Annotated in this window: 27 protein-coding genes; 8 read left to right on the forward strand and 19 right to left on the reverse strand. The window is 63.3% G+C overall.

Annotation, left to right across the window (positions count from 1 at the left end):
- Positions 1-209: 209 nt before the first annotated feature.
- The 5 genes from NKI06_RS24940 to NKI06_RS24960 all read left to right on the forward strand — a co-directional run bounded on the left by NKI06_RS24940 (position 210) and on the right by NKI06_RS24960 (position 5,425).
- Entirely contained in the window at positions 210-1,481 is a 1,272-nt protein-coding gene (locus NKI06_RS24940; RefSeq protein ID WP_352987507.1) for an ABC transporter substrate-binding protein, read from the forward strand.
- 97 nt (positions 1,482-1,578) lie between these two features.
- Positions 1,579-2,445, forward strand: coding sequence for a carbohydrate ABC transporter permease (locus NKI06_RS24945; RefSeq protein ID WP_352987508.1), 867 nt, complete (start codon positions 1,579-1,581; stop codon positions 2,443-2,445).
- A gap of 11 nt (positions 2,446-2,456) precedes the next feature.
- Positions 2,457-3,269, forward strand: a complete 813-nt coding sequence (locus tag NKI06_RS24950) for a carbohydrate ABC transporter permease (protein WP_023671259.1) — start codon at positions 2,457-2,459, stop codon at positions 3,267-3,269.
- Between the two features lie 15 nt (positions 3,270-3,284).
- Positions 3,285-4,331 (forward strand): NAD(P)-dependent alcohol dehydrogenase, encoded by a 1,047-nt coding sequence (locus NKI06_RS24955; RefSeq protein ID WP_023683584.1) that lies wholly within the window; start codon positions 3,285-3,287, stop codon positions 4,329-4,331.
- A 2-nt stretch (positions 4,332-4,333) separates the two neighbouring features.
- The gene (locus NKI06_RS24960) at positions 4,334-5,425 is read left to right on the forward strand and encodes an ABC transporter ATP-binding protein (protein ID WP_352987509.1); all 1,092 of its coding nucleotides are present in this window, start codon (positions 4,334-4,336) and stop codon (positions 5,423-5,425) included.
- Positions 5,426-5,478: 53 nt separating this feature from the next.
- Here NKI06_RS24960 and NKI06_RS24965 read toward each other — a convergent pair whose 3' ends face one another.
- From NKI06_RS24965 to NKI06_RS25010, 10 genes are all read right to left on the reverse strand, one after another.
- Positions 5,479-7,065 (reverse strand): FGGY-family carbohydrate kinase, encoded by a 1,587-nt coding sequence (locus NKI06_RS24965; protein WP_352987510.1) that lies wholly within the window; start codon positions 7,063-7,065, stop codon positions 5,479-5,481.
- A gap of 134 nt (positions 7,066-7,199) precedes the next feature.
- The gene (locus tag NKI06_RS24970) at positions 7,200-7,859 is read right to left on the reverse strand and encodes an HAD family hydrolase (RefSeq protein WP_352538035.1); all 660 of its coding nucleotides are present in this window, start codon (positions 7,857-7,859) and stop codon (positions 7,200-7,202) included.
- An 11-nt stretch (positions 7,860-7,870) separates the two neighbouring features.
- Positions 7,871-9,349: a mannitol dehydrogenase family protein gene (locus NKI06_RS24975; RefSeq protein ID WP_352987511.1), complete on the reverse strand. Its 1,479-nt coding sequence runs from the start codon at positions 9,347-9,349 to the stop codon at positions 7,871-7,873.
- 46 nt (positions 9,350-9,395) lie between these two features.
- Positions 9,396-10,166 (reverse strand): L-iditol 2-dehydrogenase, encoded by a 771-nt coding sequence (locus NKI06_RS24980; RefSeq protein WP_352987512.1) that lies wholly within the window; start codon positions 10,164-10,166, stop codon positions 9,396-9,398.
- Positions 10,163-11,167 (reverse strand): ABC transporter ATP-binding protein, encoded by a 1,005-nt coding sequence (locus NKI06_RS24985; RefSeq protein WP_023689168.1) that lies wholly within the window; start codon positions 11,165-11,167, stop codon positions 10,163-10,165. The genes NKI06_RS24980 and NKI06_RS24985 overlap by 4 nt, the downstream gene beginning before the upstream one ends.
- Positions 11,168-11,218: 51 nt before the next feature.
- On the reverse strand, positions 11,219-12,043 hold the full coding sequence (locus NKI06_RS24990) for a carbohydrate ABC transporter permease (protein ID WP_023671250.1): 825 nt from the start codon (positions 12,041-12,043) through the stop codon (positions 11,219-11,221).
- An 11-nt stretch (positions 12,044-12,054) separates the two neighbouring features.
- The gene (locus NKI06_RS24995; protein WP_023826626.1) at positions 12,055-12,927 is read right to left on the reverse strand and encodes a carbohydrate ABC transporter permease; all 873 of its coding nucleotides are present in this window, start codon (positions 12,925-12,927) and stop codon (positions 12,055-12,057) included.
- A gap of 119 nt (positions 12,928-13,046) precedes the next feature.
- Positions 13,047-14,357, reverse strand: coding sequence for an ABC transporter substrate-binding protein (locus tag NKI06_RS25000; protein WP_352987515.1), 1,311 nt, complete (start codon positions 14,355-14,357; stop codon positions 13,047-13,049).
- Between the two features lie 242 nt (positions 14,358-14,599).
- Positions 14,600-14,881, reverse strand: coding sequence for a hypothetical protein (locus NKI06_RS25005; protein ID WP_023683593.1), 282 nt, complete (start codon positions 14,879-14,881; stop codon positions 14,600-14,602).
- 172 nt (positions 14,882-15,053) lie between these two features.
- Positions 15,054-15,962 (reverse strand): LysR substrate-binding domain-containing protein, encoded by a 909-nt coding sequence (locus NKI06_RS25010; protein ID WP_023671245.1) that lies wholly within the window; start codon positions 15,960-15,962, stop codon positions 15,054-15,056.
- Positions 15,963-16,072: 110 nt separating this feature from the next.
- On the opposite strand from NKI06_RS25010, the gene NKI06_RS25015 reads away from it, so the two are divergent.
- Entirely contained in the window at positions 16,073-16,258 is a 186-nt protein-coding gene (locus tag NKI06_RS25015) for a hypothetical protein (protein WP_023671244.1), read from the forward strand.
- 35 nt (positions 16,259-16,293) lie between these two features.
- On the opposite strand, the gene NKI06_RS25020 is transcribed toward NKI06_RS25015, so the two are convergent.
- Positions 16,294-17,253, reverse strand: coding sequence for a sugar-binding transcriptional regulator (locus tag NKI06_RS25020; protein WP_023671243.1), 960 nt, complete (start codon positions 17,251-17,253; stop codon positions 16,294-16,296).
- A 220-nt stretch (positions 17,254-17,473) separates the two neighbouring features.
- On the opposite strand from NKI06_RS25020, the gene NKI06_RS25025 reads away from it, so the two are divergent.
- Positions 17,474-18,106: an HAD family hydrolase gene (locus NKI06_RS25025; RefSeq protein ID WP_352987516.1), complete on the forward strand. Its 633-nt coding sequence runs from the start codon at positions 17,474-17,476 to the stop codon at positions 18,104-18,106.
- Positions 18,107-18,468: 362 nt separating this feature from the next.
- On the opposite strand, the gene NKI06_RS25030 is transcribed toward NKI06_RS25025, so the two are convergent.
- From NKI06_RS25030 to ureC, 8 genes are all read right to left on the reverse strand, one after another.
- On the reverse strand, positions 18,469-19,236 hold the full coding sequence (locus NKI06_RS25030) for a class II aldolase and adducin N-terminal domain-containing protein (RefSeq protein WP_023689162.1): 768 nt from the start codon (positions 19,234-19,236) through the stop codon (positions 18,469-18,471).
- 66 nt (positions 19,237-19,302) lie between these two features.
- Entirely contained in the window at positions 19,303-19,935 is a 633-nt protein-coding gene (gene ureG, locus NKI06_RS25035; RefSeq protein WP_023689161.1) for an urease accessory protein UreG, read from the reverse strand.
- Positions 19,932-20,390 carry a DUF3995 domain-containing protein gene (locus NKI06_RS25040; protein ID WP_023689160.1) on the reverse strand — a complete coding sequence of 153 codons (459 nt, stop codon included), beginning with the start codon at positions 20,388-20,390 and terminating at the stop codon, positions 19,932-19,934. The genes ureG and NKI06_RS25040 overlap by 4 nt, the downstream gene beginning before the upstream one ends.
- Entirely contained in the window at positions 20,387-21,058 is a 672-nt protein-coding gene (locus tag NKI06_RS25045) for an urease accessory protein UreF (RefSeq protein ID WP_352987519.1), read from the reverse strand. Before NKI06_RS25045 ends, NKI06_RS25040 begins: the two co-directional genes overlap by 4 nt.
- Positions 21,051-21,623 carry an urease accessory protein UreE gene (locus NKI06_RS25050; protein ID WP_352987517.1) on the reverse strand — a complete coding sequence of 191 codons (573 nt, stop codon included), beginning with the start codon at positions 21,621-21,623 and terminating at the stop codon, positions 21,051-21,053. Before NKI06_RS25050 ends, NKI06_RS25045 begins: the two co-directional genes overlap by 8 nt.
- Positions 21,620-22,225, reverse strand: a complete 606-nt coding sequence (locus NKI06_RS25055) for a glutathione S-transferase family protein (protein WP_023683600.1) — start codon at positions 22,223-22,225, stop codon at positions 21,620-21,622. Before NKI06_RS25055 ends, NKI06_RS25050 begins: the two co-directional genes overlap by 4 nt.
- Before the next feature lie 42 nt (positions 22,226-22,267).
- Complete coding sequence (locus tag NKI06_RS25060; RefSeq protein WP_352987518.1) at positions 22,268-22,861, reverse strand: hypothetical protein; 594 nt, start codon at positions 22,859-22,861, stop codon at positions 22,268-22,270.
- A 92-nt stretch (positions 22,862-22,953) separates the two neighbouring features.
- Entirely contained in the window at positions 22,954-24,666 is a 1,713-nt protein-coding gene (ureC, locus tag NKI06_RS25065) for an urease subunit alpha (RefSeq protein WP_502900616.1), read from the reverse strand.
- A gap of 180 nt (positions 24,667-24,846) precedes the next feature.
- On the opposite strand from ureC, the gene NKI06_RS25070 reads away from it, so the two are divergent.
- The gene (locus NKI06_RS25070) at positions 24,847-25,209 is read left to right on the forward strand and encodes a hypothetical protein (protein WP_023671233.1); all 363 of its coding nucleotides are present in this window, start codon (positions 24,847-24,849) and stop codon (positions 25,207-25,209) included.
- The last annotated feature ends 134 nt before the right edge of the window (positions 25,210-25,343 follow it).

The following is a 25,343-nucleotide window of genomic DNA, read 5'->3' on the forward strand; positions in this document are numbered from 1 at the left end:
ATCGGTACTCATGTGACAGAGGCCGTGCAGGCGGGCCGGATTTTGCAGCGCACAATGCATAAAAGTACAGGTCTGCTGCAACGGGGCTTCTAGCGCGGCCTTTAGCAACTCCTCATTTTGGCGATGGGTGGCTTGTCGCTCGGGCGATGGCGAGGATCGCGCAACCGAAGACTTCCGCTTCCTGCGACTGTTCCTGGAGGAGTAAATCAATGAAACCAATTCGGCTCGCTGCGAGCATAAGCGCAGCTTTCATGCTTACCACGACCCTCTCGACCATGGCGCTGGCGGCGCCGGTCTGCTCGGCGCCGGTCAAGGTGCTGGCGCAACCGCGCGACGGGCTGACGCTGCTGGAAGCGTCCAAGGACGAGTTCCAGAAACTGGCCGGCGCCAGCTTCCAGATCGACTATCTCAACGAGAACGACCGCCGGGCAAAGTCGCGCGCCGATGCGTCCACGGTCGGCAACTACAACGTCTACTATGTCGACGAAGCCAATGTCGCGCTGTTCGCCTCGTCGAAATGGATCGTGCCGCTCACCGACTATTACCCGACTGACTACGATTACGCCGATTTCGACCCGGGCCGGCAGAAGGTCGCCACCTATGACGGCAAGGTGTGGTTCGCGCCGCTGACCGGCGGCGGCGACCTGATGGTCTACCGCAAGGACATCCTGGAAGCCGCCGGCATCCAGCCGCCGAAGACGCTGGACGAGTTGATCGCCGACGTGCCGAAGCTGACCGATCCCGACAAGGGCATGTACGGCATCGCGCTGCGCGGCGCGCGTGGCTCGGGCGCCAATGTCTGGCGCTGGATGCCGTTCTTCAAGGCCTATGGCGGAAAATGGTTCGACGGTGACAAGCCGGCTTTCAACTCCGAGGCCGCGGTCAAAGCGACCGAGACCTATCTTAAACTGTTCAAGGATTCAGCGCCCGGCACGCAGACCGGCAGCTGGGATGAATCGACCGGCGCCTTCCTGTCGGGCCAGGTTGCCATCTTGGTCGAATCGACGCCGCTGTCGGGCATGGCGGTCGACCCGAAGACCTCGCAAGTGGTCGGCAAGATCGGCTTCCTGCCGCCGCCCTCGCCACTGACCGGCGGCGGCTACGGCCACGGCCTCGCCATCGCCGCCAAGGCCAATGCCGATGACGCCGCGAAGCAATGCGCTGGCCTGTTCATCGCCTGGGCGACGTCGAAGGAGAACGAGAAGCGCCGGCTCGACGCGCACCAATTCGGCGAGCTCAACCGCACCAGCGTGCTGTCCAGCAAGGAGTTCGCCGACATTTACGGCGCCGATCTCGGCCAGGCGCTTGCCGATACCGGCAAGGTGACGGCGGTGAACTTCTGGCAGGATCCGCGCTGGCCGGATCTCGGCGACCGCTGGGGCATCATCCTGGAAGAGCTGGTCACCGGCACGCGCACCGACGTCAAGGGCGGCCTCGACGAACTCGAGGCCTACGCCAACGAGCTGGTGAAGAAGAAGTAATCCTCCCGCCCGCGGCGCGCGGTCCACGGCATTCGACCGGATGCCGGGACCTGTGCGCCGCGGGTCTCTCCAAAAAGGCACAGCCCGAGGATAGGCAATGCGCCGACGCTCTTCCCTGCCCGTGACGTTTCTGGTTCCGACGCTCGCCATTCTTCTGGTGCTGTCGATGGTGCCGACGCTCTACGCCGTCGTCATTGCGCTGCAGAACCGCGAGCTGAGCTCGTCGGACTATTCCTGGGTCTGGCTGTCGAACTTCATCGACCTGTTCGCCGACCGGCGTTTCCTCAACGCGGTCTGGGTTTCGGTGAAGTGGGAAATCGTCACCGTGGTGGCGACGATGATGGTGGCGATCGGGCTCGGCGTGCTGATGTTCGAAGTAGCGTCGCCGCGGCTGCGCAACATCTACTGCCTGCTGTTCATCATCCCGGTGCTGTTGCCGCGTGTCTCGGCGGCCTTCGTGTGGAAGTTTGCCTCTCATCCGCTCTATGGCATCGCCACCTATCCCTACAGGCTGATCACCGGCGGGCTGATCTTCGACCCGCTGTCGAAGCCGTCGACGGCCCTGTTTGCCGTCGCCTCGGTCGATGTCTGGCAGTGGGGACTGTTCTTCGCGGTCATCGTGCTGAAGCTTCTGGAGACCTTGCCGCCGCAGCCGATCGAAGCGGCGCGGCTCGACCACGCCAAACGCTGGCAGATCCATGCCTATGTGACCTTGCCTATGCTGAAGGCGCCGCTGATCAGCCTGATGTTCGTCAAGATGATCGAATCGCTGCGCTCCTTCGACCTGATTTATGTGATGACGCGCGGCGGGCCGGGCGTGGCGACCGAGACACTCGACATGTACGCCTTCTCGCAAGGCTTCATCGAGTCCGGCAAGGTGTCCTATGCCTCGGCCATGGCGGTGCTGATGATGATCGCGACCGTCATCACCTTCACCATGCTGTGGAAGCGGGTGCAGGCATGAGGCCGTATCGCATGAGACCGGGCCGCCTCATCGGCAAGATCATCCTGGCCTTCGCCGGCTTCATGGCGGTGTTTCCGCTCGCCTGGACGGCGGTCAATTCGCTGAAGAACAATGTCGACATCATCACCCGCGTGCCGCGCCTGGTGTTTACCCCGACCTTCGACAATATCAGCTACATCATCGGCCGCGACAGCGTAATGACCGGTCTCTATAACTCGGTCATTTCCTGCGGCGTCGCCGTGCTGATCGGCGTCATGCTCGGCCTTCCGGCAGCCTATGCGGTGGCGCGCTATCCCAATCGCTTCGCTGGCGACATCCAGTTCTTCGTGTTGTCGCTGCGCTTCCTGCCCCCGGTGGCAGTCGCCATTCCGCTGATGGTGATCTGGCTGCAGATCGGGCTCTACGACACCTTGCCGGCGCTGATCGTCACCTATTCGCTGCTCACCATCTCGGTGATTATGTGGCTCGCCATTCCCGCCTTCCAGGCCGTGCCGAAGGAAATCGAGGAAGCCGCTTTCGTCGACGGCTACGGCGCTTACTCGGTGTTCTGGCGCATTGCGCTGCCGGTAGCGGCGCGCTCGCTGATCGGCGCCGTCGCCTTCAGCTTCGTGCTGGTGTGGAACGAATTCCTGATCGCGCTGATGCTGTCCAGTTCCAACGCCAAGACATTGCCGATCGTCGCTTCCGAACTTTCACAGCAAGGCATGAACGTGCCGTGGGGAATCCTCAACGCCTCGGTCGTGCTGTTGTCGCTACCGCCGCTGCTGTTCCTCGGCGTGCTCAGCGGCTTCCTGAATTCCGTTTTCCGGCAAAAAAAGACTTGATGCGAGGACTTACCTATGCGGGCACTGGTGCTTGAGAAAAAAGGCGAACTGTCGCTGCGCGAGATCGCGCTGCCGCTCGACGTCGGACCGGGCGATGTCAAGATCGCCATCCACACGGTCGGCGTCTGCGGCAGCGACGTGCACTATTACACCCATGGCGCCATCGGCAGCTATGTCGTGCGGGCCCCGATGGTGCTCGGCCACGAAGCCGCGGGAACGATCGTCGAGATCGGCGCCAATGTCGGCACGCTGAAGGTCGGCGACCGCGTCTGCATGGAGCCGGGCGTGCCGAACCTGTCGTCGCGCGCGACGAGGCTCGGCATCTACAATGTCGACCCTGACGTCTCCTTCTGGGCGACGCCGCCTGTGCATGGCGTGCTGGCGCCCTATGCCGTGCACCCGGCCGCCTTCACCTACAGACTGCCGGACAATGTCACCTTCGCCGAAGGCGCGATGGTCGAACCCTTTGCCATTGGCATGCAGGCGGCGAGCCGCGCCCGCATCGTGCCTGGCGACGTCGCCGTCGTCGTCGGCTGCGGCCCGATCGGCATCATGATCGCGCTGGCGGCGCTGGCCGGCGGCTGTTCGAAGGTGCTGATCTCCGATTTTTCCGCACCCAAGCTCAAGATTGCCGCGCAATATCCCGGCATCGTGCCGGTCAATATAGGTGAGCAATCGCTGGTCGACGCAGTCTCCGCCGCGACCGACAATTGGGGCGCGGATATCGTGTTCGAGGCGAGCGGCAGCCCGAAGGCATTCGCCGACCTGTTCGATGTCGTGCGGCCGGGCGGCGCGGTGGTGCTGGTCGGACTGCCGGTCGAACCGGTCAGCCTCAACGTTCCGGCGGCGATCTCCAAGGAAGTGCGCATCGAGACGGTGTTCCGTTACGCCAACATCTTCGACCGCGCGCTGCAGCTGATCGCTTCCGGAAAAGTCGACCTCAAGCCGCTGATCACCGGCACTTATGATTTCTCGGACAGCATCGAGGCCTTCGAGCGGGCGGCGCAAGGCAAGCCGCAAGACGTCAAGCTGCAAATCCTTCTTACCGGCGAGAAGGGCTGACCATGTCCGCGATCGTTTGCTCCCATGTCGACAAGGCTTACGGCGCCACCACCGTCATCCGCGACCTCAATCTCTCGATCGAGGAGCACGAATTCGTCGTGTTCCTCGGCCCGTCCGGCTGCGGCAAGTCGACCTTGCTCAGGATGCTGGCCGGACTGGAGGATATCAGCGGCGGGGAAGTGTCGATCGGCGGCAAAGTGGTCAACGATCTCGAGCCCGGCGAGCGCGGCATTGCCATGGTTTTCCAGAACTATGCGCTCTACCCGCATATGACGATCTTCGACAACATCGCCTTTGGGCTCAAGCGACAGAAAGCTCCCCCGGCCGAGATCCGGAAGCGGGTCGAGGCGGTGGCAACGACGCTCGGCCTCGAACCTTACCTCGGCCGCAAGCCGACCGAACTTTCCGGCGGCCAGCAGCAGCGCGTGGCGATTGCGCGCGCCATGATCAAGACGCCGAAAGTGTTCCTGTTCGACGAGCCGCTGTCCAATCTCGATGCCAAGCTGCGCAACCACATGCGGGTCGAGATCGCCCGGCTGCATCAGTCGCTGAAGACCACCACCGTCTATGTCACCCACGATCAGTTGGAAGCGATGACGCTGGCCGACCGGATCGTGCTGCTCAGGGATGGCGTTATCGAACAGATCGGCTCGCCTGCGGAGATCTATCGCCAGCCGGGCAATCTGTTCGTCGCCGGCTTCATCGGGACGCCGAACATGAATTTCATCGACGTGGCCGTCGGGCGGAAGGACGAACGCTGGACGCTGACAGGCGGCGGCTCGAGCTTCTCCATAGAAGGCTCGGGCTTCGATCTACGCGGCGTCCAGCGCGCCGTGCTTGGAATTCGACCGCCGGACCTGAAGACCGCCGGCGCTCAGAGCATCAATCTTCTGCAAGGCACCGCCGACCTCATCGAGTTCCATGGCAATGACGCGCTGGTGACGTTCGCCTGCGGCGGCAAGGAGGTCGGCGCATTGGTATCGGCCCGCGAATGCCCGGCGTTGCGCGCGTCTGTGCGCTATACGTTCGAGGAGGAGAGCGTGCATCTGTTCGACGCGGCGACCGGCGCATCCTTGCGCCGGCGAGAAGCCTAAATCTGTACGCAATTTCGGACGGAACACCGTTTCACACTTTTCCTGGAATTGCTCTAGCCGATGGCGTCGAGCGCCTGCCGCTGGCGGTGCATTTCGAGGAAGATCCTGTAGTCGCGGTCGAAGCGGCCTGACGCGGCCGGGTTCGAGGTGCGCGCCCTGCCGCCTTGCTGCATGGCGACGCAAGCGGCATTCAGGTCCGGGAACAGACCGGCCGCGGTGGCGGCGACCATGCCGGTGCCGAGCAGAACGGCTTCGTCGGCCAGCGGCTCGATCACCGCGCAGCCGGTGGCGTCGGCATAAAGCTCCATCAGCAACGGGTTCTTGGTGTGGCCGCCGGTGACATGCAGCGTGTCGATGAGATAGCCGTTCTCGTTCAGCGCCTCCAGCACATGGCGCACGCCGAGTGCGATGCCGACGGCGGTGCGCCAATACAGCTTGCACAGACTGTCGAAAGAGGAATCCAGCGTCAGCCCGCTGACCACGCCGACGGCATGCGGGTCGGCAAGCGGCGAGCGGTTGCCGTGGAAATCCGGCAGCACATGCAACCTCGCCGCCAGCTTGTCGCCTTCGGTGCTGCGCAGTTCAGCGACGCGCCTGGCGATCTTGGCATGCATGGCCGCATCCGGCTCGCCGCCGGCGCCATGCCAGCGGATGATGTGGTCGAGCAAAGCCCCGGTAGCCGACTGGCCGCCTTCCGACAGCCAGAGCTTTGGCAGTGCGGCGCCATAGTATGGACCCCAGACGCCGGCGAAAGGCTGCGGATCGGGCGACATCGCCATGACGCAGGACGAGGTGCCGGCGATCAATGCCAGATGGCGGCCGATATTCTGCTCGTCGCCAGCAAAGCCGCCGAGCACGCCAAGCGCGCCGGCATAGGCATCGATGACGCCGGCGCCGACCCGACAGTTTTCGCTCAAGCCCAACTCCGCCGCCGCTTCAGGGGTGAGCGTGCCGATGTCGGCGCCGACAGCACTTGCCTTCTCCGGCAGGCTGCCGTGTTCGAACAGATCGCCAAGCCCGACCCTGTCGAAGAAGTCACGGCGCCAGCCGGTTTCCTCATGCGCCAGATAGGTCCATTTGGCGGTCAGCGTGCATTGCGAGCGCGCCAGCGAACCGGTCGCCTTCCAGGTAAGGAAATCCGTAAGGTCGAATAGGTAGCCGGCCTCATGCCATGTTCCCGGCAGATTGCGCTTCAGCCACATCAGCTTCGGCGTCGCCATTTCCGGCGACATGACGCCGCCGATATAGTCAAGTACGGCGTGGCCGCTATCGGTGCATTCATCTGCCTCGGCGATGGCGCGATGGTCGAGCCAGACGATGGTGTCCCAGCGCCGTTCGCCCGTCACCGAGACGCTGAGCTGGCCGGCATTCCTGTCCAGCACCACCAGCGAGCAGGTGGCGTCGAACGACATGCCGACAATATCGTCGGCTGACACACCGGCCTTTTCGCGCGCGGCACGCACCGCGATGCAGACCGCCGACCAGATATCCTGCGAATTGTGCTCGGCGTGATCGGCCTTCGGCTGGTTCATGACGATCGGATGCTCGGCGCGGCCGAGCAAGGTGCCTGACGTATCGAGAATGCCCGCGCGGGCGCTCCCGGTGCCGACATCGACCGCGCAAACGAAGCTTTTCGTCAAGATGCTTTTACTCTCGCTCCCTAGAGCCGTATGATTTCAGGTCTGTTCGACCTGAAATCTGAATCCGTCTCTAAATCAAAGAAGTAGAGCATGATGTCGTCCGAAAACCGCTTCACACTTTTCGGCATCATGCTCTAGCCTGCAATCAGATCGGGCAATTGCAGCATGTCCGCGAATATAAAGTCCGGTTCACTTGACGCAAGCCGCGCTTTCAAGGCCGGGTTGCCGGCGTGCGAACCGCCGGTGAAAGCAAAGACGCGCATGCCGGCGGCACGCGCCGCGGCGATGCCGGCCGGGCTGTCCTCGACGACAATGCAATTACCGGGATGCGCGCCCATGGCGGCGGCGGCATGGAGAAAAAGATCCGGCGCCGGCTTGCCGCGCGCGACCATGGCGGCGCTGAACAGATGCGGCTCGAGCAGGCCGAGCAGACCGGTGACGTCAAGCGCGTAGCGTATCCGGTCGAGCGTGCCGGAGGACGCGACGCAGCAGGGCACGCCCAGCCTCGGCAGGATGTCGCTGATGCCGGGAATCGGCTTCAGCTCCTCGCGGAATTTGCGCATCAGTTCGACGCGCATGTCGGTAAGATGCACGTCGGTGATGTCGATGGTGAAATCGCGAAGAAGTATCTCGCGCACGCTCTTCATGCTCTTGCCGAGGAAATGCTCGTAGGCGGCATCCTCGCTGACCGAGCCCCCGGCGGCAGAGATCATGCCGAGCAGAGCCGAAACCGACAGCGCCTCGCTGTCGACCAGCACGCCGTCACAGTCGAAGATGACCAGTTCGGGCGTCATTGCGGCTGGCGTCAGAGCTTGCCGGAGATATAGCGCGTCAGCGTCGCGCGCGTGCCATTCGCCCACAAGACGTTGAGCGCATGGACAAAGGCCTCGGCGAACGGCGCCGAGCGGCCGACACCGCCATAGATATCCTCCATCGCAAGCCAGGCACCGGGCTTGTCCTTCGCCGCCTTCGCGCTTGCCTGCAGCCGGCCCCAGCTCGGGTCGTTGGCCTCGATGACCGCGCCGCTGTCGGTGGTGCCGAAACAGTAGCGGCACCACAGCGCCGACTCGAGCGCCAGACCCGCGACGCCTTTGCCGGCCTTCAGCCGGTCGGCAATGGTCGGGATGATGAATTTCGGCTGCCGGTTGGAACCGTCGAGGCAAAGCCGACGGATGGTGTCGCCGATCTTGGGGTTGGAAAAGCGGTGCTCGATGAGCTGATAATAATCCTCCAGCACGGTGTCCGGCACCGGCGGCACGGTCGGGATGATCTCGTCATGCTCGAGCTTGGCGAGGAAGCCGCGCACCAGCGGCTCCTGCATCGCCTCATGGACGAAATGGATGTCCATCAACCCTGCGGGATAAGCGATCGTGGCATGACCGCCATTGAGGATGCGGATCTTCATCAATTCATAGGGCGCGACATCCCTCACGAATTGCACACCGACCTTTTCCAGCGGCGGGCGGCCGTCGGTGAAACGGTCTTCCAGCACCCATTGCTTGAACGGCTCGCAGAACACCGGCCAGTTGTCCTCGAGGCCGAACTCCGAGGCGAGAATACCGCGCTCGCGGTCGGAGGTGGCGGGCGTAATGCGGTCGACCATGCCGTTGGGAAAGGCGACATTGTCGCTGACCCAGTTCGCCAGATCCTCGTCGATCAGCCGGGCCAGCCCAATGACGCCATCCGAGGTGACATGGCCATTATGAGGGATGTTGTCGCAGGACATGACGGTGAACGGCACGATGCCGTCGGCCCGGCGGCGCATCAGGCCCGCAAGGATGAGGCCGAACACCGTCTTCGGCGTCGTGCCTGCCTGTGCGTCGGCGACGATGTCGGGGTGGGTCGGGTTGAACTTGCCGGAGGCCGGATCGATGAAATAACCGCCTTCCGTGATGGTCAGCGAGACGATCTTGATCGCCGGATCGGCGAGCTGGTCGATGATGGCATCGGCATCGCCGGGCGTCAGGAAGTCGATCATGACGCCGGTGACGCGGGCGCTCATATGGTCGGAATCCTGCTCGACCACGGTGGTCAGCCAGTCCTGCTCCTGGAGCTTGGAACGGCCGATTTTTTCGCCCTCGAAGACCCCGGCGCCGACCAGCGCCCAGTCATGGCCGATGCCTGCATTGAAGAGATCGTCGAGATAGACCGCCTGATGCGAGCGATGGAAATTGCCGACGCCGAAATGCACGATACCGGGTTTGAGCGCAGCGCGGTCGTATTTCGGACCGGCGACCTTGGCGGGGAGTTCCGAGAGGATCGAGGAGGAGAGTTTCACGGTCATTTTTCTACCCTCTTGGCCGGGCTGCGGCCTGCGTGATCCCGGCCCATCAACTCATCCATTGGCCGCCATCGACATTGTAGGTCTGGGCGACGATGTATTCGGCGTCGTCGCTGGCCAGGAACACCGCCATGCCGGTCAGGTCCTCCGGCTTGCCCATGCGGCCATAGGGCACGCCCTCGCCGACCAGCCGCTTCTTCTCGCCCTTCGGCCGGTTCTCATATTTGGCGAACAGCGCATCGACCTCATCCCACATATCGCTGTCGACGACGCCGGGCGCGATGCCATTGACGTTGATGCGGTGCTTGATCAGGTCGAGCCCGGCGGACTGGGTCAGCGAGATGACGGCGGCCTTGGTGGCGCAATAGACGGCGACCAGCGGCTCGCCGCGGCGTCCTGCCTGGCTGGCGATGTTGATGATCTTGCCGCCCTTGCCCCTTGCGATCATCGAACGCGCCGCTGCCTGCAGCATGAACAAGGTGCCGGCGACGTTGACGGAGAACAGGCTGTCGTAGCTTGCTCTGGTGATCTCGACGATCGGCGCCAGGTCGAACAAAGCAGCGTTGTTGATCAGTATGTCGAGGCCGCCGGTCTTTGTTTCGACCGCATTGACCGCCGCCTGGATCGAAGCGAGGTCGCTGACGTCGAGCCTGACCGGATAGGCGTTGGCGCCGATCTCGGAGGCTGTCTTTTCGGCAGCCGCCAGATTGATATCGGCAATGGCGACGGTCGCACCCTCACGCACATAAGCTTCGGCGAAGGCCTTGCCGATGCCGCGTGCTGATCCGGTGACCAGCGCCGATTTGCCTTTCAGCCTCACTGCGTCAGCGCCTTTCCGTCGGGGCCGAAGCGATGCATGCGGACCTTGTCCGGCGTCAAATAGATGGTGTCGCCATGGCGTACGGCCAGTTCGCCATCGGCGCGTACCGTCAGCGGACCGACGCCGTCGGCCTGGACATGCAGGAAGGTGTCGGAGCCCAGATGCTCGGCGACGCCGACAAGGGCTTTCCAGTCACCCGCCGTGGTCGATATCCCCATATGCTCGGGACGGATGCCGATGGTCTTGGCGTTGTATTTGGCCGCCGGCGCACCTTCGATCAGGTTCATTTTCGGCGAACCGATGAAGCCCGCCACGAACAGGTTCTTCGGCGACTTGTAGAGTTCCATCGGCGAGCCGACCTGTTCGATGTTGCCGGCGTTGAGCACGACGATCTTGTCGGCCATGGTCATGGCCTCGATCTGGTCGTGGGTGACGTAGACCATCGTCGTCTTGAGCTGGTGGTGCAGCTCGCTGATTTCGAGCCGCATGGTGCCGCGCAGTGCGGCATCGAGGTTGGACAGCGGCTCGTCGAACAGGAAGGCCGAGGGCTGGCGCACGATGGCGCGGCCGATGGCGACGCGTTGCCGCTGGCCGCCGGAGAGCTGGCCCGGCCGGCGTTCGAGATAGTTGGTGAGGTTGAGGACCCGGGCCGCGTCCTTCACCTTCTTGTCGATCGTCGCCACATCCTCGCCCGCCATCTTCAGCGGGAAGCCGATGTTCTTGGCCACCGTCATATGCGGATAGAGCGCATAGGACTGGAATACCATGGCCAGCTTGCGCTTGGCCGGCGCCTCGCCGGTGACGTCACGGCCATCGATGTTGATGGTGCCCCCGCTGGTGTCCTCGAGCCCGGCGATGAGGCGCAGCAACGTGGACTTGCCGCAACCCGACGGCCCGACGAAGACGACGAACTCGCCATTCTCGATGACGAGGTCGAGGCCTGGAATGATGACCGTCGATCCGAAATGCTTGGAGACGTTCTTGAGCGTGATGTTTCCCATGGTTTCCTCCCCCGAGGGGTTATTTGGCCGGATTGCTTCAGGCAACGTCCGTTATTTTACCGCACCGAATGTCAGGCCGCGCACCAGCTGCTTCTGGCTGAACCAGCCCATGATCAGGATGGGGGCGATGGCCAGCGTCGAGGCCGCCGAAAGCTTGGCCCAGAACAGGCCTTGCGGGCTCGAGAACGAACTGATGAAGGCCGTCAGCGGCGCTGCCTCGGTGGTGGTCAGGCGGATGGTCCAGAACGCTTCGTTCCACGCCAGGATGATGTTGAGCAGCATGGTCGATGCGATGCCCGGCACGGCCATGGGGGTCAGCACATAGACGATCTCGCCCCACAAGGTGGCGCCGTCCATGCGTGCCGCCTCCAGGATTTCGCCGGGGATTTCGCGGAAGTAGGTGTAGAGCATCCAGATCACGATCGGCAGGTTGATCAGCATCAGCATGATCATCAGGCCGATGCGGCTGTCGAGCAGTCCGGCATCGCGGAAGATGAGGTAGATCGGGAACAGCACGGCAACCGCCGGCATCATCTTGGTCGAGAGCATCCACATCAGGATGTCCTTGGTCCACTTGCCCGGCGAGAAGGCCATCGACCAGGCGGCCGGAACCGCGACTATCAGGGCCAGGATGGTCGAGCCGACCGAGAGCAGCACCGAGTTGAAGAAGAACTTGAAGTAGCCGCTCTGCGCCTGGACCTCGGTATAGCTCTCGAACGTCCCCGACGGGATCAGCGCGAAGCCCTGGATGGCCTCCTGCTCCGACTTGAACGAGGTGATGATCGTGTAGAGGATCGGGAAGAAGATCAGCAGCGCGACGATCCAGGCGGCGCCTGTCGCAATGACCTTGTGTTGGGTGGTGACTGCACGTGCCATCGTATCCTCCCTTACTTGTCCAGGTTCTTGCCGACCGCGCGCATGGCGAAGAAGGCGACGATGTTGGCGAGAATGACGGCGATGACACCGCCGGCCGATGCCTGGCCGATTTTGAACTCCAGCAATGCCTTCTGGTAGACGAGGAAGGGCAGGTTGGTGGAGGCATAGCCGGGTCCGCCATTGGTGGTGACCAGGATTTCGGCATAGACCGACAGCAGGAAGATGGTCTGGATCAGGATGACGACGGTGATGGCGCGCGACATGTGCGGCAGCGTCAGATAGATGAAGCGGCTGACGAAGCCGGCGCCGTCCATCTCGGCGGCTTCCTTCTGCTCGCCGTCGAGCGACTGCAGGGCGGTCAAAAGGATCAGCGTTGCGAAGGGCAGCCATTGCCAGGCGACGATGATGATGATGGCCAGCATCGGGTGCTGCCCGAACCAGTCGATTGGCTGGGCGCCGAAGAAGCGCGCAATGTCGGCAAAGACGCCGTATTGCGGGTGCATGATCATGTTCTTCCAGACAAGTGCAGCCACCGGCGGCATGACGAAGAACGGAGAGATGACGAGGATGCGCACGATCCCCTGTCCCCACATCGGCTGATCAATCAACAGCGCCAGCATGATGCCGCCGATCACGGTGATCAGCAGCACGCTGCCGACCAGGACGAGCGTGTTCAGGATCGATTGCAGGAATGCCGGGTTGGAATAGAACAGCGAGTAGTTCGAGAACCAGACGAAGCCGTCGCGGATCGGGTTCAGCGGATTGTATTGCTGGAAGGAGAACCAGAAGGTGATGACCAGCGGCACGATCATCCAGACGAACAGCAGCACCACGGATGGCGCCAACATAAAGCGGGCAAGCGAACGGGTCTGCTGAGTAGCCATGACGGTCACCCTTCAAGGTCAGCCAAATTTTCAGGTGTGTGAAAGGGGCCGCCCGAACTGGGATTCGGGCGGCCGTTGCCGGCCAAGGAGGCGACCGGCATTCGGCACCGGGAGGAGCCTTACTTGATATAACCGCCTTCGGTCATGGTCGCGGTGGCGGCGTCCTGCGCCTGCTTCAAGGCGTCTTCGACGCTCGACTGGCCAGCGAGTGCGGCCGAGAAGAGCTGGCCGACCGTGGTGCCAAGACCCTGGAACTCAGGAATGGCGACGAACTGCACACCGACATAGGGCACCGGCTTGACCGTCGGATGCGCCGGATCGGCGGCATTGATCGAGTCCAGCGTCATCTTGGCGAACGGGGCCGCCTTCTGGTACTCGGGATTGGCGTAGAGCGAGGAACGCGTTCCCGGAGGAACGTTGGCCCAGCCTTCCTTGGAAGCGACCAGTTCGGCATAGTGCTTGCTGGTCGCCCATGAGACGAACTTCTGGGCGGATTCCGCCTTCTGCGTGCCTGCGGGGATCGCCAGCGACCATGCCCAGAGCCAGTTGGCGCGCTTGCCGAGGCCATTGTCCGGCGCCAAAGCATAACCGACCTTGTCGGCCACCTTCGAGGCCTTCGGATCCGAGACGAAGGACGCCGCCACGGTGGCGTCGATCCACATGCCGCACTTGCCTTGCTGGAACAGAGCCAGATTCTCGTTGAAGCCGTTGGACGAAGCGCCTTCCGGACCGTCGGTCTTCATCAGGTCGACATAGAACTGCAGTGTGTTCTTCCATTCCGGTTGGTCGAACTGCGGCTTCCAGTTCTCGTCGAACCAGCGGGCGCCAAACGAGTTGGACATGGCCGTCAGGAACGCCGTGTTCTCGCCCCAGCCGGCCTTGCCGCGCAGGCATACGCCGTTCACGCCATTGGCGCGGTCGGTCATCTTGTCGGCGGCCTGCTTGATGAAGTCCCAGGTCGGGGCATCGGGCATGGTCAGCCCGGCCTTCTCGATCAGGTCCTTGCGGTACATGACGAAGGAGCTTTCGCCGTAGAAGGGCGCGGCATAGAGCTTGCCGTCGACCGAGAGGCCGCCGGCGATGGCCGGGATGATGTCCTTGGCGTCATAGTCGTCGCCGAGCTTGTCGAGCGGCAACAGCCAGCTCTGCTTGGCCCAGATCGGAACCTCGTAGGTGCCGATCGTCATCACGTCATACTGGCCGCCCTTGGTTGCGATGTCGGTGGTGACGCGCTCGCGCAGCACGTTCTCTTCGAGCGTGACCCAGTTCAGCTGGATGTCGGGGTTCGCCTTGGTGAAGTCGTCCGTCAGCTTTTGCATGCGGACCATGTCGCCATTGTTGACCGTGGCGATGGTGATGGATTCGGCGTGTGCGGCAAAAGCAAAAGCGCTGGCCGACAACAAGCCCAGGGTGAGCGTGCGCAGTTTCATCAAATTCCTCCCATGAACCAAGATGAGCATTTGCCTTGGTAATGGGCAATTACTCACTTGGCATAAATTATGTCAAGCCAGATTCGATGCTGCAGCGCAGCGCGCAAGGCGGAGCGCGGCGTTGCGCGCGTAGAGGATATTGAATGGATTTGGGAAGCTGTTTGCACGGGATGTGAGAGCGGGTAGATGCCGACCCATCGCAACCCAATCATGGCGCCAAGGGAGCGATAGGGCCCAGCCCGTCAGCCGTGGGACGGGTAGCTTCCGACGGAATATTCGAAAACCCTGCCGTCGCGTGTTTGCTTGGCTCTGGTCAGCACTTCCGTCACCTGGATCCAGCTGGGCTCGTCCTTGCGCAGCCTAACTTCCCGGCCGATTGCCTTCACGGCAGCTTGAAACGGCGTAAATGCTTCGATCACCTGCGTCGTGCGCACGGTGTTGTTTTCGATTTCTTCGACGCGATAGACTTTCATCAGCCGGCTGATCGACCCTGTTTCAATCTGCAGACGATTGATCCTGCTCAATTGGGTTCGTCACAAGCACAAGCCTATGCCGGGCGAGTGATATCGACAGCGTTTTTGTCAAGCTTGGTTAACCGGGTGGCCCGATCGCAGCTGTTTGTCCGCGAAAGCGAGCATTCGTCGCGGATCCATGGCTCGCTTTGCATCTCGGATTGAATCCGCGAGTCGCTCGCCCTCAGGCGCAGGCGATCTCGGCCAGGATCCAGTCCCGGAAGGCTTTTATCTTCGGCACGTTGCGACGCGCCGTCGGGTAGACCAGCCAATAGGCGTGGCCGTCGTCGCCGACCAGGTCGAAGGGCTGGATCAGGCGGCCGGCGGCGAGCTCGGTCTTGAACAATGCGGTGGTCAGGATCGCCACACCATGGCCGGCGATGGCCGCGTTCGCCTCATAGGCCTGCGCGCCCATGCTGGTGCCGGTGCGCCTGGCAAGTTCGTCCGCCGGAACGCCGGCAAGGGCGAACCATTCCCGCCACCAGATGTCGCCGGGATCGAGAATGGGCAGCTTGAACAGGTCGGCGGGTTCGTGGACGCCACCGATGGTGGCAGCGAGTGCCGGGCTCAGCACCGGGGTGAAATCGGCCTTGAACAAAAGATGGGTCTCCACTCCAGGCCACTTGCCGCTGCCGGAGCGGATAGCGATGTCCATGTCCTCGCGGGCAAAATCGATCACCCTGTTCGAGGTATCGACGCGCACCGCCAGCGACGGATGCGCGACCTGGAAGGAGCCGAGATGCTGCGCCAGCCAGTTCGAGGCAAAGGTCAGCAGCGTCGAGACACACAGCACACCATCGGCGCCCCCACGCGCGGCGGAATAGGCGCTTGAGAGCAGGCTGAACGCCTCGCTGACGGCGGGCGCCAGGCGCTGGCCGGGTTCGGTCAGCACAATCTGGCGCGGCTGGCGCAGGAACAGCGGCGAACCGATGCGCTCTTCCAGAAGCTTGATCTGATAGCTGGCGGCGGCCTGCGTCATGCCGAGTTCCTGCGCGGCCTTGGTGAAGGAGAGATGCCGCGCGACGGCTTCGAACACCCTGATGGCCTGCAGCGGCGGCAGCTGGGCGAGCTGCGGTGCCTTGAGATCGGGCATAAGCCCTCCTTATGGGTCTTGATCGACGTTTGATTGGAAGCCGGAGCCGATCAGACTGATATTTGGTGTCGAGGAACAATCAAGTTCAAGCATAGCGGAGGCTGAAGATCATGACCACGGTACAGCAAAAGCTCCATTCGACCCCGGCGCAGAGCTGGTTTTCCCTGCTGGTGCATGAATTTTCCCTACTTGTGCACCGCCGGCGCGGCTACGTCGACGTCCGGGAGTTGTCGCCGCATCTGCAGCGCGACATGGGTTTTCTCGACGGCAACGACCCGTCCGGGCGCTGCAAATAAACGTGTTGGATTTTATCGATGGGCCGCTTAATCTATCAGGAACCGTCGAGCAAGGCCGTGGCGGTCCGCTCGTCGGTGATGAGGCCATTGACCAGCCGGCGGTTCACAGCGGCCAGGATGCCCGGCAATTTACGCTCGCCCATGGCGAGCGCAATGACCAGCGACTTTTCGCGTGACGGCAAGGCTGCCGACGATACCCGGTCGTTGGTGATGCCCTCGATCATGCGGCCTTCCCGATCGAACACCCAGCCGACGATCTCGGCGACGCCGCCAGCCTTTTGCAACGCCTTCAGCTCGCTTTCCGAGATAAAACCGTCCTCGTAGAGCGGCGCCTTCGGGCCGAGATCGCCGATGCCGACAAAGGTCACGTCGGCTTCCGCGGCCAGCGCCAGCGTCGGTTGGATCATCGGCTGGGCAAGCAGCATCTCGCGCTCTTCCGGCGACGAGGCGATGACCGGCAGCGGCATCGGGAACGAGCGCGCCTTGACCCGGTCGGCCATGGTGAAGATGACGTTGTAGAAGGCGGCCGAACCGTCGGGCGAGATGTTGCCGGTCAAGGACACAACCTTGTGCTGCGAGCATTCCATCGGCGGCAATTGCTCGATCGCCGCCTTCAGCGTGCGGCCGGTGCCGATGGCCAAGACGATGGGCGTCGGTGACCGCAGCCGCCGCTCGATCTCGGCCGCAGCCGCCTCGGCAATGCCGATCGTGGTCGAGGATGAGGTTGGATCGCTCGGCACCACTTCGACGAGGTCGAGCGCGAAGCGTGACTTCAGTCTAGCTGCGAGATCAAGGCAATTGGCGATCGGGTGATCGACGCGAACCTTGATCAGCCCCTCCGACACCGCCAGCGACACCAGCCGCTGCGCCGTCTGCCGGGAAATGCCGAGCGTGGCGGCGATCTGGTCCTGGGTGTTGCCGGCAACATAATAAAGCCAGCCGGCGCGCGCTGCCTCGTCCAGCCTGCTGCTGCCGCCGTCTTGCCGCGAATTCAAAATGTGCCTCCAGCCCTGCCCCTTTGCCCGCCCTTAGGCGAAGCGTCATAGTCTTGCAGGGAATGTGTCGGCGCGCAATTGTCTATCGGCAGGGCAATTGCTTGCTGCTTCGATCCGGCCGCCGCGCGGCAACCAACCAAGCGAAAATCGCCAGCGGACGGGCTCGGCGGTTTATCTCCTGATACAAACGCTTTAAGGGGATCGGCAAAAGGAGCCTCGCATGACGCCGAAAGCGGTTTTCTGGGATATGGACGGCACGCTGGTCGACAGCGAGCCGCTGCATGAGGCGGCCTTGGTGGCGGCGCTGCGCAGCGTCGGTATCACGCCGCCGGCCGACCTGCATGAGCGGGTGCTGGGCGTCGCCGCCGCACCGGTCTACGAGATGCTGCGCAGCGAGTTCGGCCTCGACCTGCCCTTCGACGACTGGATCGTGCGCAAATACGTTCACTACATGCCGATGGCAGAGACGCTGAAGCCGCGCCCCGGCGCGATCGAAGTGTATAACGAATTGCGCGCGCTCGGTGTGCAGCAGGCGGTGGTGTCCAATTCCGACCGGGTGATCGTCGATGCAAATCTGAGCGCCGTCGGGCTGATCTATCCCGGCATGCGCACGATCAGCCGCAACGACGTGCGCGAAGGCAAGCCGCATCCCGAACCGTTCCTGCGCGCCGCATGGCTGGCCGGCGTCGATCCTTCAGACGCGGTGGCCGTCGACGACAGCGTTACCGGCGCCACATCAGGCCTGGCCGCGGGGATGCGGACGATCTTCTGGCCGGAAGCGCCGATGGCAGGACCGAAGGGCGCTGTCGTGATCAACAGTGCGGAAGACTTGCGGGCTCAGTTGGGACTCTGAGTGAGCCTATGAACGTCGGCGCTGCCCCTCATCCTCCCTTCAGCTTGGCCATGCATTGTCTAATGTTGCGCTGGTCGACCCCCGTCTCGGCTTCGCCGAGCCACCCTGCCGGGGCGAGCCACGGGTCTCGCCCGTCCTTCGGACCCCCCGATCGACGGGTAGAGGAAAGGCGCCAAGCTTTTTGCCGTCAAACGCTCGTCCAGAAAGGCTCCCTTCCTTTCCCTCCGGAGGGGGAAAGGTGGCGCTGCGAAGCAGCGACGGATTGGGGGAACCACCTGGCAATCAAGCCTTACGCCGATCAGTCATAACAAATCACAGAAAGTGAGTGCGTAGCGTAAACGGGAGAAGCACGGATGGTCCGCTTAGCTGCGGTACACCGGCTCCTCCTCGTCGAGGATCGCCTTCAGCTCGGCAAGGTGACGCTCCGCCTGGCCGGGATAGTCGTCCATTTCGCTGGCGGCCTTTTCGGCAATGGCGTCGGAGAGCGTGCGCAGCGGACGGCCGGTCCACAGCGCCTTGATGTAGGTCTCGGCGGCACGCTCGAAATAGAACATGCGGTTGAAGGCGTCGGCAACGGTGTCGCCGATGACCATGACGCCGTGATTGCCCATCACCATCACCTTGACCTTAGGGTCGGTGAGCAGTTGCGAGCAGCGCTCGCCCTCTTCCTCGAAGGCCAGCCCGCCATAATGGGCGTCGACGACGTGGCGGTTGAAGAACATGGCCGAGTTCTGGTCGATCGGCGGCAGAGTCGAGTCGGCCAGCGATGCAAGCACAGTGGCATGAATGGAATGCACATGCATGGCGCAGCGCGCATGCGGCACGTTGCGGTGAATGGCGCCGTGCAGACCCCAGGCAGTCGGGTCGGGCGCGTCGGGGCCGGTCAGCGTCTCGGGATCGTTGGCGTCGATCAGCAAAAGGTCGCTCGCCTTGATGCGCGAGAAATGCACCTGGTTGGGGTTCATCAGGAATTTGCTGCCGTCCTCGTTGACCGACAGCGAGAAGTGGTTGGCCACGGCTTCATGCATGTTGAGCCGCGCCGTCCAGCGGAAGGCGGCGGCGAGGTCGACGCGCTCCTCATAATAGGGCAGGTTGGTCAGCGGCTCTTTCTGCAAACGGGCGATGCTCATCAAAAAATCCTCCATTTCCCCAAGAATGCCGCGCCCAATGCCGACCAGCAACCGGTAAGTACTGGGTCAGGCCGCCGAGCGGGCCGACTGCAGCCCGCCATGTTCGACGATGAAGTCGATGACTTCCTGCAGTCCCTTGCCGCGCGACAGGTCGGTGAAGCCGAACGGGCGCTTGCCCCGCATTCGGGCGGCGTCGCTCTCCATGACATCGAGGTTGACGTTCACATAGGGCGCCAGATCGCTCTTGTTGATGACCAGGAAATCGGAACGGGTGATCGCCGGCCCGCCCTTCCTGGGGATTTCCTCGCCCTGGCAAACCGAGATGACATAGAGGGTCAGGTCGGCAAGGTCCGGCGAGAAGGTGGCGGCAAGATTGTCGCCGCCGGATTCGATGAAGACGATGTCGAGATCGGGGAATTTCCTGTTCAGCTCGGCGATCGCCTGCAAATTGATCGAGGCGTCCTCACGGATGGCGGTGTGCGGGCAGCCGCCGGTCTCCACGCCGACGATGCGGTCCTCAGGCAGCGCCTGCAGGCGAGCCAGCATCATGGCGTCTTCCTTGGTGTAGATGTCGTTGGTGACGACGGCGATGGAGAAATCGTCGCGCAGCGCCTTGCAGAGCTTTTCGGTTAGCGTCGTCTTGCCGGAGCCGACGGGACCGCCGATGCCGATGCGCAGGGGACCGTTGGCCTGAGTCATAGCGAAAAATCCGTCATGCCGAAAAACTCCGTGATGGCGAGGATGGCGAAGCTGAGCCCGATCAACAGGCAGAGCGGCGAATAGAAGCTGACATCGAGCCGCGCAAAAGGCTGTTCCGGCGCCAGACGGCGCCACCACGGCGTGAAGCCGGCAATGCCGCGGCCGAGGAAGACCAGCCCTATGAGCAGCGCTGTGGCGGCAAGGCCTTCCCTTGGAAAGGGGGTGGCGAAGACCCCGGTCAGCGCCAGCGGCCACAGGGTTGCGAGGCACAGGCACGCGGCAACGGCGAAACAGGCAAACGGCGTCGGCATCTCGTCGATGCCGCGAAAGCCGACGACGGCGTGGGCGCAGGAGACGCCGTCCCTGCCCGGCCAGATGCCGCCAAGGCCCCAATAGACATGCAGCGCGGTGATCAGCAGCAGGACGGCCGAGAGGGCGAAGGCGAGGACGATCATGAGCGGAACAGCCTGGAATACTGCGTCTCGTGCTTCATCGCCATGATGTCGGAGATGAAGGCGCAGCCGCCGAGATCGTCCAATGTCGAGCCGGCGGCGCGCGCGGCCGTCGACAGCGCCAACGGCTCGAAGCCGGCGAGCAAGGCCATGGCGTCCGTCTGGCCGACGATTCCGAGTCGGATCGCCGCCTGGACGAGGTTGGAGAAGAAGGCCTGCAGGAAGGCCGACATCGCGTCCGGAAGCGCGATGCCGTTGCCGCCCGCAACGGCGCCGACGGCGACACAGTAGGCGCATTCGGCCGGCAGGCGGCCCAACACCGGATTCGCCCACGCCGCTGCCGCTTTCAGGAAGGCGGCGCCTTGCAGCATGGTTTCGGTGTGGCGCTCACGCGAGCCGGCCAGCGCTTCGGCGAGATCGGCAATTTCATGGAGGTCGCCGCCGTCGCGGGCGCGGCGCCAGCTTTCCGCGAAGAGCACGGCGTCGTTCCAGCCCGAGCCCATCTCGACCAGCGTCTCCAGCCAGCCGGCGAGGCTGGCGGTATCGGCAACCAGCCCGTCTTGCACGGCACGCTCGAGTCCATGGCTGTAGGCAAAGCCGCCGACCGGAAAGGCCGGCGACAGCCACGCCATGAGCCGCAGCAAAGCGATGCCGGATGGCTGGTCAGTCATGATCGTGATGATGCCCGTCATGGGAATGGCTGTGCGAATGCGACTCGCTGTGTGCGTGGGAACGTCCATCATGGGAATGCGCTTCGGCGTGCGCACCTTGGGCGGAATAGGCGCCGCGCACCGGCTTGAACGGTTCGGAGACTTCGCGCACCGTGGCGCCCAGCCCTTCCAGCATAGCCTTGATGACATGGTCGCGCAAAATCAGGATGCGGCTGGGCTCGACCGCAGCCGCCAGATGGCGGTTGCCGATATGCCAGGCAAGCTCGGCCAGATGCACCGCGTCGCGGGCGCGGATATGATAGACCTCTTCGGGTGCCGCGGTGATCTCGACCTGGCCGCCATCCTCCAGCACCAGCCGGTCGCCATCGTTCAAGGTCACGGGTTCGGGCAGGTCGACCAGCACCTTGCTGCCGTCGGCAAGCTCGATGGCGCGGCGGCGCAAATGACGCTCGTCATGGGGCAGGACGGCACGGCCGGATGGCGGCGTAGTTCCGGCAGTGCCGGCAGGCACCACCGAGACGGCCCGGGGGAACTTGGTGAAGTCGGTGTTCAGGTTGAGTTTCATCGCATGGCTCCACCGTTAGCCTGGGCTCTCGCACGGGCAGGCCGCGCCAGGACGCGGTCAAAATACGCGTTCACGCGCTCGGACTCGATCGGGAATTTTCCGGCGCGGGCCCAGCCGCCCATGTCGCCCAACAGCACGTCGACGGCGGAAAACCGGTCGCCCAGCGCAAACTCCCGATCCCCCAGCCGGCCGTCGAGCGCCTTGGCCTCCGAGGCGAAATCGTAGGCGGCGGCGGGGCCGACATCGACCCGCACGTCCTTCGGCAACAGGAAGCGGTGGCGCAGCTTGTTCCACAGCGGCGCTTCGAACTCGGACTGGGCAAAATGCATCCAGGAATCCATCTCGGCGCGTCCGGCCACACCTGGATTGGCGCCCATGCCTTTGTCGGCGTGCTTGTCGGCGAGATAGACGCAGATTGCCGCCGAATCAGTCACCGTCAGTTCGCCATCGATCAGGATCGGCACCTTGCCCGACGGGTTGAGCGCATAGGCTTCGGGCGAACGCAATTTGACCTCGACGAATTCATAGGGCTGCCCGAGTTCCTCGAGCATCCACAGAACGCGGCTGACGCGGGATCCACGCGATCCGATGGCCTTGTACATGGTTGAACCCTCTTTCCTGCGACCCTAAACCATAGCCACTGTTCAGACGATGGTGTCGAAGAGCCGCAGGATGAACGATATCTGATAGATCAGCGTGCCGGCGACGAAGGCGATGTGGAAGCGGCGGTCACGCACCGGTATGGCGGCGATGCACAACACCACGAAAACCGGCGTTCGGAACAGATATTCATTGCCGTAGCGGGCGAAATGCTCGGGACCCTTCAGCAGCGTGTCGACGACGTCGAGCAGATAGGTCGTCGCCAGCAGGCCGAAGAACCAGCCACGGCGTGAATAGAAGAAATCCTCGTAGCTGGTGTAGTCGAGCATCGAATCCGGAAACAGCAGCGCGCACAGCAGGAACAGCGTGATGGCGTAGAAGATCAGGAACAGGTACTTGCCGAAAGTCCAGACCTCTATGGTGTAGAGGCCGAACTCCCACCACCAGAAATGCACCAGCAGCAACAGCATGGAGGCGACCCAGCCGAGGTGCACGGGATAGAGCCTGTACTGGCCGGGATGCTGGACGATTCGCGCCACCCCCGACAGCAGGCGAGCGACGCCAAGTCCGATCACCATGCCCATGACGATGCGGATATGCGGGAAGATGTCGTGGGCGGAGGCTATTTCGGTGACCATGACCTGCTACGCGGTTTCTTTGAGCCGCATATTGCGGTGGGACCGACCGGCTCGCAATGGAATTTGCCGGGTCGATCAAATCGCCCCTCGCCTCAAAACAGGAAATACCGCTGCGCCATCGGCAGCACGGTTGCCGGCTCGCAAGTCAAGAGTTCGCCATCGGCGCGAACCTCATAGGTTTCGGGATCGACCTCGATATGCGGCGTGGCGTCGTTGAGGATCATGGAGTGCTTGCCGATGCCGCCGCGGGTATTTTCCACCGCCACGAACTGCTTGTCGACGCCGAGCCTGCCATGCAGGCCGGACTCCAGCGCCGCCTTCGAAACGAAGGTCACCGACGAGTTGGTCCTGGCCTTGCCATAGGCGCCGAACATCGGGCGGTAGTGCATCGGCTGCGGTGTCGGGATAGAGGCGTTTGGGTCGCCCATCGGGGCTGCGGCTATCATGCCGCCGATCAGCACCATGTCCGGTTTGACGCCGAAGAAGGCTGGGTTCCACAGCACCAGATCGGCGCGCTTGCCGACCGCGATCGAACCGATGTCCCTGGACAGGCCATGCGCGATTGCCGGGTTGATGGTGTATTTGGCGATGTAGCGGCGGACGCGGAAATTGTCGTTGTTGCCGGTCTCCTGCGGCAATGACCCGCGCTGGCGCTTCATCTTGTCGGCGGTCTGCCAGGTGCGGATCGCCACCTCGCCGACGCGGCCCATTGCCTGCGAGTCCGACGAGATGATCGAGAAGGCGCCGATGTCATGCAGAATGTCTTCCGCCGCGATGGTCTCCTTGCGGATGCGGCTTTCGGCAAAGGCGATGTCTTCGGGGATCGACGGCGACAGATGATGGCAGACCATCAGCATGTCGAGATGCTCGGCCAGCGTGTTGACGGTGTAGGGCCGGGTCGGGTTGGTCGAGGACGGGATGACGTTGGGCAGGCCGCAAACCTTGATGATGTCAGGCGCATGGCCGCCGCCGGCACCCTCGGTGTGGAAGGCGTGGATGGTGCGGCCCTTGATGGCGGCGACGGTGTTCTCGACGAAGCCGGATTCGTTCAGCGTGTCGGTGTGGATCATCACCTGCACGTCGTAATCGTCGGCAACCGACAGGCAGCAGTCGATGGCCGCCGGCGTCGTGCCCCAGTCCTCGTGCAGCTTCAGCGAGCAGGCGCCGCCCAGGACCATTTCCTCGAGCGCCGCCGGCAGCGAGGCATTGCCCTTGCCGGACAGGCCGATGTTCATCGGGAAAGCGTCGAAGGACTGGATCATGCGCGCCATGTGCCAGGGTCCCGGCGTGCAGGTGGTGGCCAGCGTGCCATGCGCCGGGCCGGTGCCGCCGCCGAGCATGGTGGTGATGCCCGACATCAGCGCTTCGTCGATCTGCTGCGGGCAGATGAAGTGGATGTGCGCATCGAAGCCGCCGGAGGTCAGGATCTTGCCCTCGCCGGCGATGATCTCGGTACCGGGGCCGATGATGATGGTGACACCGTCCTGCGTGTCGGGATTGCCGGCCTTGCCGATCGCCGCGATGCGGCCGTCCCTGAGACCTATATCGGCCTTGAAGATGCCGGCAGTGGCATCGACCACCAGCGCGTTGGTGATGACCGTGTCGACCGCGCCGCCGGCGCGCGACACCTGGCTCTGGCCCATGCCGTCGCGGATGACCTTGCCGCCGCCGAATTTCACCTCCTCGCCATGGACGGTGAGGTCCTTTTCGACCTCGATAAACAGCTCGGTGTCGGCCAGGCGCACTCTGTCGCCGACCGTCGGGCCATACATCTGCGCGTAGGCGGCGCGGGTAATTCTAGCCATCAGTCAATGCTCCCCAAACGAGAGTCCGGCCGCAGCCGAACTCCACATCGTCGCCATCCAATGGTCATGCAATGACCCGCTTGGCGACACCTTCTGATCCCATTTGGCCGTTGAGGTGGACGTGCCACCCCAAACCGCCCGTTTGCCAAACCCTTGGCCAAATCGATGAAAGGAAAATACATGCGCAAAATCATCGTTCTTGCAGCCGCCGCCACGCTGGCCTCCGCAACCGTAGCCGGCGCCCAGCAACAGCCCACGCCGCAACCGAAGCCGGCGGCGCCCAGCGCTCAGCCGGCGGCGCCGGCGATCCAGAAGGTCAACATCGTCGATATCAGCGAATTGCCCAAGGCCACCCAGACGCAGGTCAATCAGGTGATCGCCCAGCGTGGCGATGCCGGGCTGCAGAAACTGCGCTCTTCGATCGACGCGACGCCGCAGATCAAGTCGGCGCTCGAAGCCAAGGGGCTCACCTCGGCACAGGTGGTCGCCGCCAGCATGACCACCGATGGCGCGCTGACCCTTGTCACCAAGAAGGCAAGCTGAAAGAAGCGCTTGGCGGGGCCGCACCCCGCCCCCCCGCCCCCACGGGACCATCTCCCGCCCGCGGGCGGGTTGGGTGTTTGTGGGCCACCCCCGCGGGACCGCAAAAAACCACCCCAGGGGGGCAAGGCAGTGTT

The sequence above is a fragment of the Mesorhizobium sp. M0772 genome, assembly GCF_040320135.1.
In the GTDB taxonomy this organism is placed as follows: domain Bacteria; phylum Pseudomonadota; class Alphaproteobacteria; order Rhizobiales; family Rhizobiaceae; genus Mesorhizobium.